An 8,271-nucleotide genomic window follows, 5' to 3' on the forward strand; every position below is an offset into this window, starting at 1 on the left:
CCCCCGCCGGGACCCCCGCCGCCCGGCCCGGAGCGAACCACGGCACACCGGAGGCCGACGACCGGGACATCGCGGTGATCGGCGTGGCCGGCCGCTACCCCATGGCCGAGGACCTCGACCGGTTCTGGAACAACCTCAGCGCCGGACGGGACTGCGTCACCGAGATCCCGGCGGACCGCTGGACCCCGGACGGGTTCTACCGGCCCGACCGCGCGCCCGGCCACTCGTACAGCAAGTGGGGCGGATTCCTGGAGGGCATCGACGAGTTCGACCCCGGCTTCTTCCGGATCACCCCGCGCGAGGCCGCGGGGATGGACCCGCAGGAGCGGCTGTTCCTCCAGAGCTCCTGGCACGCCCTGGAGTCCGCGGGGCTCACCCGCGCCGACGTCGCCGGCCGCATGGTGGGCGTCTTCGCCGGAGTGATGTTCAACCAGTACCAGATGCTCGGCCTGGGCGCCGAGGACCGGCTGCCCGTACTGCCGACGTCCTTCTCCTCCGCGGTGGCCAACCGCGTCTCCGCCTTCCTCGATCTGCGCGGCCCCAGTCTGGCCCTGGACACCATGTGCTCCTCGTCCCTGACCGCACTGCACCTCGCCTGCGAGAGCCTGCGGTCCGGGGACAGCGAAGTGGCGCTGGCGGGCGGTGTGAACCTGATCGTCCACCCGTACAAGTACCTGCACCTGAGCCAGGTCGGCTTCGTCTCCTCCGACGGCCGGTGCCGCGCCTTCGGCGCCGACGGGGACGGCTACGTACCCGGCGAGGGCGTCGGCGTCGTCGTGCTCAAGCCGCTCGCCCGCGCCCTGGAGGACGGCGACCGGGTCCTCGCGGTGATCAAGGGCAGCGCCGTCAACCACGGCGGGCGCGCCGGGGGCTTCTTCGTCCCGAACCCCGCGGCGCAGGCCGACGTGGTGCGCCGGGCCCTGGGCAAGGCGGGCGTGGACCCAGCCTCCGTCGGCTACATCGAGGCGCACGGCACGGGCACCTCCCTCGGCGACCCCATCGAGATCACGGCCCTCTCCCAGGCCTACGGCGACGCGCGGAGCCGGCTCGGATCGGTGAAGTCCGGCATCGGACACCTGGAGTCGGCAGCGGGCATCGCCGGGCTGACCAAGGTCCTCCTCCAGCTGCGCCACCGCACCCTGGTCCCCTCCCTGCACGCCGACCCGGCCAACACGAGCATCGACTGGGACGCCGCGGGCCTGCGCGTCCAGCGCGAGAGCGAGCCGTGGCCCGCCGGAGCCGCCGGCGGCCCGCGCCGCGCCGGAATCAGCGCGTTCGGCGCGGGCGGGTCCAACGCCCACGTCATTGTCGAGGAGTTCCGGCAGCAGACACCGGCCGCCGAGGGCCCCTCCACCGCCGGACCGCAGGTGGTGCTGCTCTCCGCCCGCACCCCGCAGGCGCTGCGCGAGCTCGCCGAGCGGTACGCGGAGCCGACCGCGGGCGACCCGCTCGACGCGGTGGCCGAAGTGGCCGAGGCGGCCGGTCTCGCCGGCGCCGACCCCGAGGCCGAGCTCGACGAACTCGGCCTGGACGTGGCCGACCTGCGCAGGCTCGCGCGGGTCCTCGCCGACCGGTTCCCGGGACGGGCTCCGCACGTCGACGCCCGTTCCACCCTCGCCGGGCTCGCCGAGGCCGTTTCGGCGGGCGCCGGACCGGAGGCCGCGCTGGCCGACATCGCCTACACGACGCAGATCGGCCGGGAACCGCTGGAGGAGCGGCTCGCCGTGGTCGCCTCCGACACGGCCGGACTCCGTACCGCCCTCCGCGCCTTCCTCGCCGGCGAGCCCGCGCCCGGCCTCCACCGGGGCACCGTCACCGGGCAGCGCACCGCCGGCGGCCCGCTCCCGGCCGACCCGTCCGCCTGGGCGCGCAGCTGGGCGGAGGGCGCCGCACCCGACTGGCGCGCCCTGCACCGCGACCGGCAGCCGCGCAAGGTCGAGCTGCCTCAGTACCCGTTCGCCCGCGTGCGGTGCTGGGTCGACGTACCGGCTCCGCAGCAGGCCGCCCTTCCGTCCGCCGGGGCCGCTGCCGAGCCCCCCGTCGAGACGCTCCCGCTGGACGTCCCCACCTGGGAGGCCGTCCCGACGCCCACCGCCACGCCTGCGCCGGACGGTGCGGTCGTCGTGCTCCACGCCCCCGCCCGCGCGGGCCTGGCCCGCGAACTGGCCGCCCGTCACGAGGGCGCCGTTCTGGCCGAACTGGGCACACCCCTCCAGGTGACACCCCGTCTGGTCTACGTCCTGACCGGGCCCACCGACACCACCGACCCCAGCGTGGACGAGGCCGGGCGGGTGGCGCGCGCCGAGGCCGCGGGCGTCAAGGCCCTCGCCCCGTACGCCCGGGCCTGGTCCCGCGAGCGCACCCTCGACTGGGTGATCGTCACCACCGGCGCCGCCGCCCCGCCCGGCCGCTCCGTCACCGACCCCTACGCCGCCGGGATCACCGGCTTCGCCCGGGTCATGGAGAACGAGCACCGCGGCTGGTCCGTCGCCTGCGTCGACCTCGACCCCGCCCACGCCTCCGCCGCCCTCCTGGCGCCCGCGCCCCGGGGAACGCGCGTCGCGTACACCGGAACCGTCCGCCACGCCCAGGTCCTGCGGCCCGCCCCGGCCGCCGACGGTCCCGTACCGCTCCGCCGGGGCGGCACCTACGTGATCGTCGGAGGCGCCCGGGGCATCGGCCTCGCCATCGCCCGGCGCCTCGTCGAGGACTGGGACGCCCACGTGGTGCTCGTCGGCCGCAGCGAGCTCGCCGACCCCGACCTCGGGGACCGGATCCGCTACGCCCGCGCCGATGCCACCGACCCCGGCCGGCTGGCGGCCGTCCTCGACGAGGCGGGCCCGGTGCACGGCGTCGTCCACGCGGCGCTGGTGCGGCGCGACCGGCTGGTACGCGACCTCACGGACACGGACCTCGCCCAGAGCCTGGCGGCCAAGTCCGGCGTCGCCGCGGCCCTGGCCGACGCCCTGCGCGGACGGAACCCGGACTTCCTGGTGTTCTTCTCCTCCGCCCAGTCCTTCCTCGGCGACCCCGGCCTGGCCAACTACGCCGCCGGCTCCACCTTCCTCGACGCCTACGCCCACGCGCTCGACGCCCGCCTGCCCTACCCGGTGCGCGCCGTCGACTGGGGCTTCTGGGGCACCGTCGGGGCAGTGGCCGACGACACCCACCGGGACCGCCTGACCGCGGCCGGCTTCCGGTCCATCACCCCCCGGGCGGGCTTCGCCGCGCTCGTCGAGACGCTCCGGCGGCCGGCGCCCCAGAGCGTCGTCGTGCCCGGCACCGAGGCCCTGCGCGAGCGCATGGCAGCGAACAGGAAAACGGAGAGCACCGACGTGACGCCCACCAGCGGGCGGCCGAACGCCGCCGACCTGCGCGTGGTGGAGGACTTCCACGCGCTCGACCGACAGATGACCCGCATCGCGGGCGGGGCCCTGCTCGCCCTGCTCGACGACCTGGGAACCTGGCACGGACCCGACCCCGACGCGGACGAGGTCCTGCGCCGGGTGGGCGTCACCCCCCGGTACGAACGCCTGCTGCGCACCGTGCTCGACGCGCTCGTCGGCGACGGTCTGCTCACGGCCGCCGCCGGACGCCTGCGCCCGGTCCCGGAAGCCCTGGCCGGCGCCCGGGCGGGCGGACACCTCGGGCAGCTCGCCGCCCTCGCCGACGCGCACCCCGAGTCCGCCGTGTTCGTACGGCTGCTGGCCCTGTGCCTGGAGCGCTACCCGGAGCTGCTCCGGGGCGAACTCCTCGCCACCGACCTGCTGTTCCCCTCCTCCGGCACCTCGCTCATGGAACGCGTGTACCGCGGCAATCCCATCAGCGACCTCTACAACGACCTGCTCACCCGCCGCCTCGTCGCGTACGTGGAGGAACGCCTCGCCGGCCTGCCCGCCGACGCCACCGTCCGCATCCTGGAGGTCGGGTCGGGCACCGGCGGCACCTCCGCCGGACTCCTGCGCGCCCTCGCACCGTACGGCGGCCGACTCGAGTACTGGTACACCGACCTGTCGGTGACCTTCCTCGCCCACGGCAGGCAGGAGTTCGGCGCCCGGTACCCCTTCCTGCGGTTCAAGCGCCTCGACCTGGACACCGACCCCGTCGGCCAGGGTTTCGACGAGGGCGGCTTCGACCTCGTGGTCGGCGCCAACGTCCTGCACGCCACCTCGGACGTCGGCCGCGCCCTGCGCCACCTGCGCCGGGTCCTGCGCGCCGGAGGCGAACTGCTCCTCAACGAGCTGACGACGGTCACCCTGTCCGGCACGCTCACCTACGGGCTGTTCGACGGCTGGTGGGCCCACGGCGACACCGGCCTGCGCCTGCCCGGCTCTCCGCTGCTGGACGTTCCCGGCTGGACCGGAGTGCTCGGCGAGGCCGGGTACGAGGCGGTGACGGCCTCACCGGACTCCGCCCGGACCACCCGCAACTTCCAGCACGTCCTGGTGGCCAGGGCGGCGGCCGGCGCCACCGCACCCGCCGGCACGCGGGCGACGGGGACCACGCAGGCCACGGGAACCGCACAGGCCGCAGGAGCCGCCACGGCCGCCTTCACCGACACACTGCTGGACCTGACCTCGGACGCCTCCGGCATCCCCGTCGGCGAACTCGACCTCGACCGGCAGATCGGGGACTACGGCTTCGACTCGGTCAGTTACAACCTCCTCGCCAGCCGGCTCAACGAGGCCTTCGGCCTGGACGTGACGCCCGCGCTCTTCTACGAGACCCCCACCCTGCGGGCCCTCGCCGACCGACTCGCACGCGACCACCGCAAGGCGCTGCCCGTCGCGGCGCCGCCCGCCGCCCCGGCCCCGGAGGACCGGCCCGCGACGACCTCTGCCGCGCGCCCCGTCGACCCGGAGGCGATCGCCGTCATCGGCATGAGCGGACGGATGCCCGGCAGCGCCGACCTCGGCGAGTTCTGGGACCACCTGGTGGAGGGGGACGACCTGGTCACCGACGTCCCCGCGGACCGCTGGGACCGCCACGCGCTCCCGGAGGGCGTACACGCGAGCCGCGGCGGCTTCATCCACGACGTCGACCGCTTCGACCCCCTCTTCTTCGGCATCTCCCCGCACGAGGCCGAGGGCATGGACCCCCAGCAGCGACTCGTGCTGGAAGGGGTCTGGACGGCACTGGAGGACGCCGGCCTCGCGCCGGGCAGCCTCGCGGGAGCCGACGTCGGACTGTTCGTCGGGGCGGGATCGAGCGACTACGACGAGATCCGCAAGGCCGCCGGCCTGGCGGTCGACGCGCACGCCGCCACCGCCACCGCGCACTCCATCCTGGTCAACCGGGTCTCCTACCAGCTCGACCTGCACGGGCCGAGCGAACCGGTCAACACCGGCTGCTCCAGCTCCCTGGTCGCCATCCACCGGGCCGCCGAGTCCATCCGCTCGGGCGAGTGCGACATCGCCGTGGCCGGCGGGGTCAACCTGGTGCTGTCCCCGCACAACCACGTCCTCCTCAGCAGCACGGGCATGCTGAGCCCGAACGGACGGTGCCGGACCTTCGACGCCCGCGCGGACGGCTTCGTACGCGGCGAGGGCTACGGCTTCGTGGTGCTGGCCCGCGCCGAGCGGGCCCGGGGGCGTCAGGTCCGGGCCTGGCTGCGCGGCAGCGCCGTCAACCACGGGGGCCGGGCCCGGTCCCTGACCGCGCCCAACCCGGCCGCCCAGGCGGCGATGATCGTACGGGCCCACGAGCGTGCCGGAACCGACCCGGCCACCCTCGGCTACCTGGAGACGCACGGCACCGGCACGGAGCTCGGCGACCCGGTGGAGATCAACGGCCTGCGGCTGGCCTTCGACGAACTGCTGAGCCGCCGGGGCACGCCCCCGCCGGCCGAGCCGTACTGCGCCGTCGGAGCGGTCAAGGCCAACATCGGCCACCTGGAATCCGCCGCGGGCGCCGCCGGAGTGATCAAGGTGCTCCTCGCGATGGAGCACGGCGTGCAGCCGCCGCTGGCCGGACTGCGGGAACCGAACCCGCACCTGCGCCTCGACGGCAGCCCCTTCCAGCTGCTCCGTTCGGCGCGGGCCTGGCCGCTGCCGGCCGCCGGGCCGCGCCGCGCGGGCGTCAGCTCCTTCGGCTACGGAGGCGTCAACGCCCACGTCGTCCTGGAAGAGGCCGGAGCCGCGCCCGAGGTGCGGCGGCCGCACGGCCCCTGGGTGTTCCCGCTGTCCGCCCGCACCCCGCAGGCCCTGCGCCGGTACGCGACCGCACTGCTCGCGGCCGTCGAACGGGCGGACCGGACACCGGAACTGGCCGACGTGGCACACACCCTCCAGCACGGCCGCGACGCCATGGCCGAGCGGCTTGCGGTCACCGCCGCCGACCGGTCCACACTCGTCGCCGCCCTGAAGGCCGCCGCCGACGGCGCCGACCATCCCGCGCTGGCCCGGCCCGCGGGCGGGGCGGACGCCGACCGCTGGGTGGCCGGAGACGCGGTCGACTGGCCGGCGGGCGGGGTCTCGATCCCGCTGCCCACCTACCCGTTCGAACGCCGCCGGTGCTGGGTCACCCCCGTGGCGACCCCCGGTCCGGAGGCGGACGCCGCCCCGGCGAACGGCGCCCCGGCGGCAGTGGCCCCGGTTCCGGCGAGCACGCCCCCGGCGTCGGCGCCGCCGGTCCCGGTCCAGGCAGGTGCCTACGCCCTGCGTCGGCAGCCCGTCGCCGACGTGGCCCTGCGCGGACCGGTCACCGGCCCGGTCTGGGTGCTCGGCCCCGCCGAGCTGCCGGGGGCCGGGGTCCACCGGATCGGCACGGCGCCGCTGGACTCCCTGCCGACCCCCGTCGCGGTCCACGCCGTGGTCGAGGGCGAGCGCGGGGTCCTCGACCTCTTCCGGATCGTCCAGCACCTCCAGGCGCGCCCCGGAGCGGGCGGCGAACTCGCGCTGACCGTCGTGACCCGCGCCGCGACCGACCCGGCGTCCGCCGCGGCACTGGGCCTCGCCCGGTCGGTGCGGAGCGAGTGCGAGCGCTGGCGGGTGGCCACCGTCGACGTCGGCCCCGAGGACCCGACGGCGGTGCCCGTCGCCACCGCCGGCGACTACGCACTGCACGACGGACGCTGGTACCGGGAGGAGCTCCAGCCCGTCGACGCGACGGCCGGGGCCGTGCCCGTCCTGCGCGAGGGCGGTACGTACGTGATCGTCGGCGGGACCGGCGACGTCGGTCTGGACGTGGCCGAGCAGCTCGTACGGCGTCACCGCGCCCGGGTCGTCCTCGTCGGGCGCTCCGCGCCGGACGAGGTCCGGGCGGCCCGCATCAGGGCCCTCGACCCCTCGGGCACCCGGGTGGAGGTCCACCGGGCGGACGCCTCGGAACCGGGCAGCATCCGCGCCGTGCTCGACCGGGTGGGCGTCGTCCACGGGGTCCTGCAGTCGGTGACCGTGCCGAGCGACCGGTCGCTGGCGGCCATGGACGAGGAGTGGTTCCTGCGCGGCATGGCGGCGAAGAGCCGCACCACCGAGGCCCTCGCCGAGGCACTGGGCGACCGGCGGCCGGACTTCCTGGCGCTCTTCTCCTCGGTGCAGTCCTTCCTCGGCAACCCCGGCCAGGCGGCCTACGCGGCCGGGTGCACCGCCCAGGACGCCATCGGCCGCGCGCTCGCCGCGCGGCTGCCCTACCCCGTCCGCGTCGTGAACTGGGGGGCCTGGGCCGGCTCCGCCCTCACCGAGCGCCACCGGGGCCGGCTCGCCGCGGCAGGGGTCCACCCGCTCTCGCCGGAGGCGGGATTCGAAGCGCTGAGCAGGGTGCTCGGCCGACAGGAGGTTCAGGTGGCAGTGGTCTCGGGCACGGACGAGTTCCTCGGCCGGATCGGTGTCCCGGCGGCAGGCGCGGACGTACGGCAGCAGCCTGCGACCGCGACCGCGACCGCGGCCGCGGCCACGTCCGAGGCCGGGTCTTCCTGGCGCGCCGCGGCGGCCGACGAGATACTGGCGGTCCTGCGCGAGGTGGCCGGCATCCGGCCCGAGGAGCTCGCGCCGGACGACCTGCTCAGCCGGTTCGGCTTCGACTCGATCACGTACACGAGGCTGAGCTCCCGGATGAACGCGCGCTGGGACCTCGACCTGACCCCGGCCACGTTCTTCGGAGTGGCCACCGCCGACGACCTGATCGGCAAGATCCTCCAGCACCACGGAGCCGCTCTCGCGGCGCACTGGACCGCGGAGGCACCGACCGGGGCCACGGCGCGCGAGGGGACCCCGGCATCCGACGGGACCCCGGCGCCCGACCGGGCCTCCGAACCCGCCCCCGCGCCCGAAC

Annotated in this window: 1 protein-coding gene; it reads left to right on the forward strand. The window is 76.0% G+C overall.

Annotated elements, in window-relative coordinates; translation table 11 throughout:
* Positions 1–8,271: SDR family NAD(P)-dependent oxidoreductase (locus PV721_RS38105; protein WP_319732635.1), on the forward strand; the 8,271-nt coding region annotated here is incomplete at both ends.

The sequence above is a fragment of the Streptomyces sp. MB09-01 genome (assembly GCF_033794505.1).
Classification (GTDB): Bacteria; Actinomycetota; Actinomycetes; order Streptomycetales; family Streptomycetaceae; genus Streptomyces.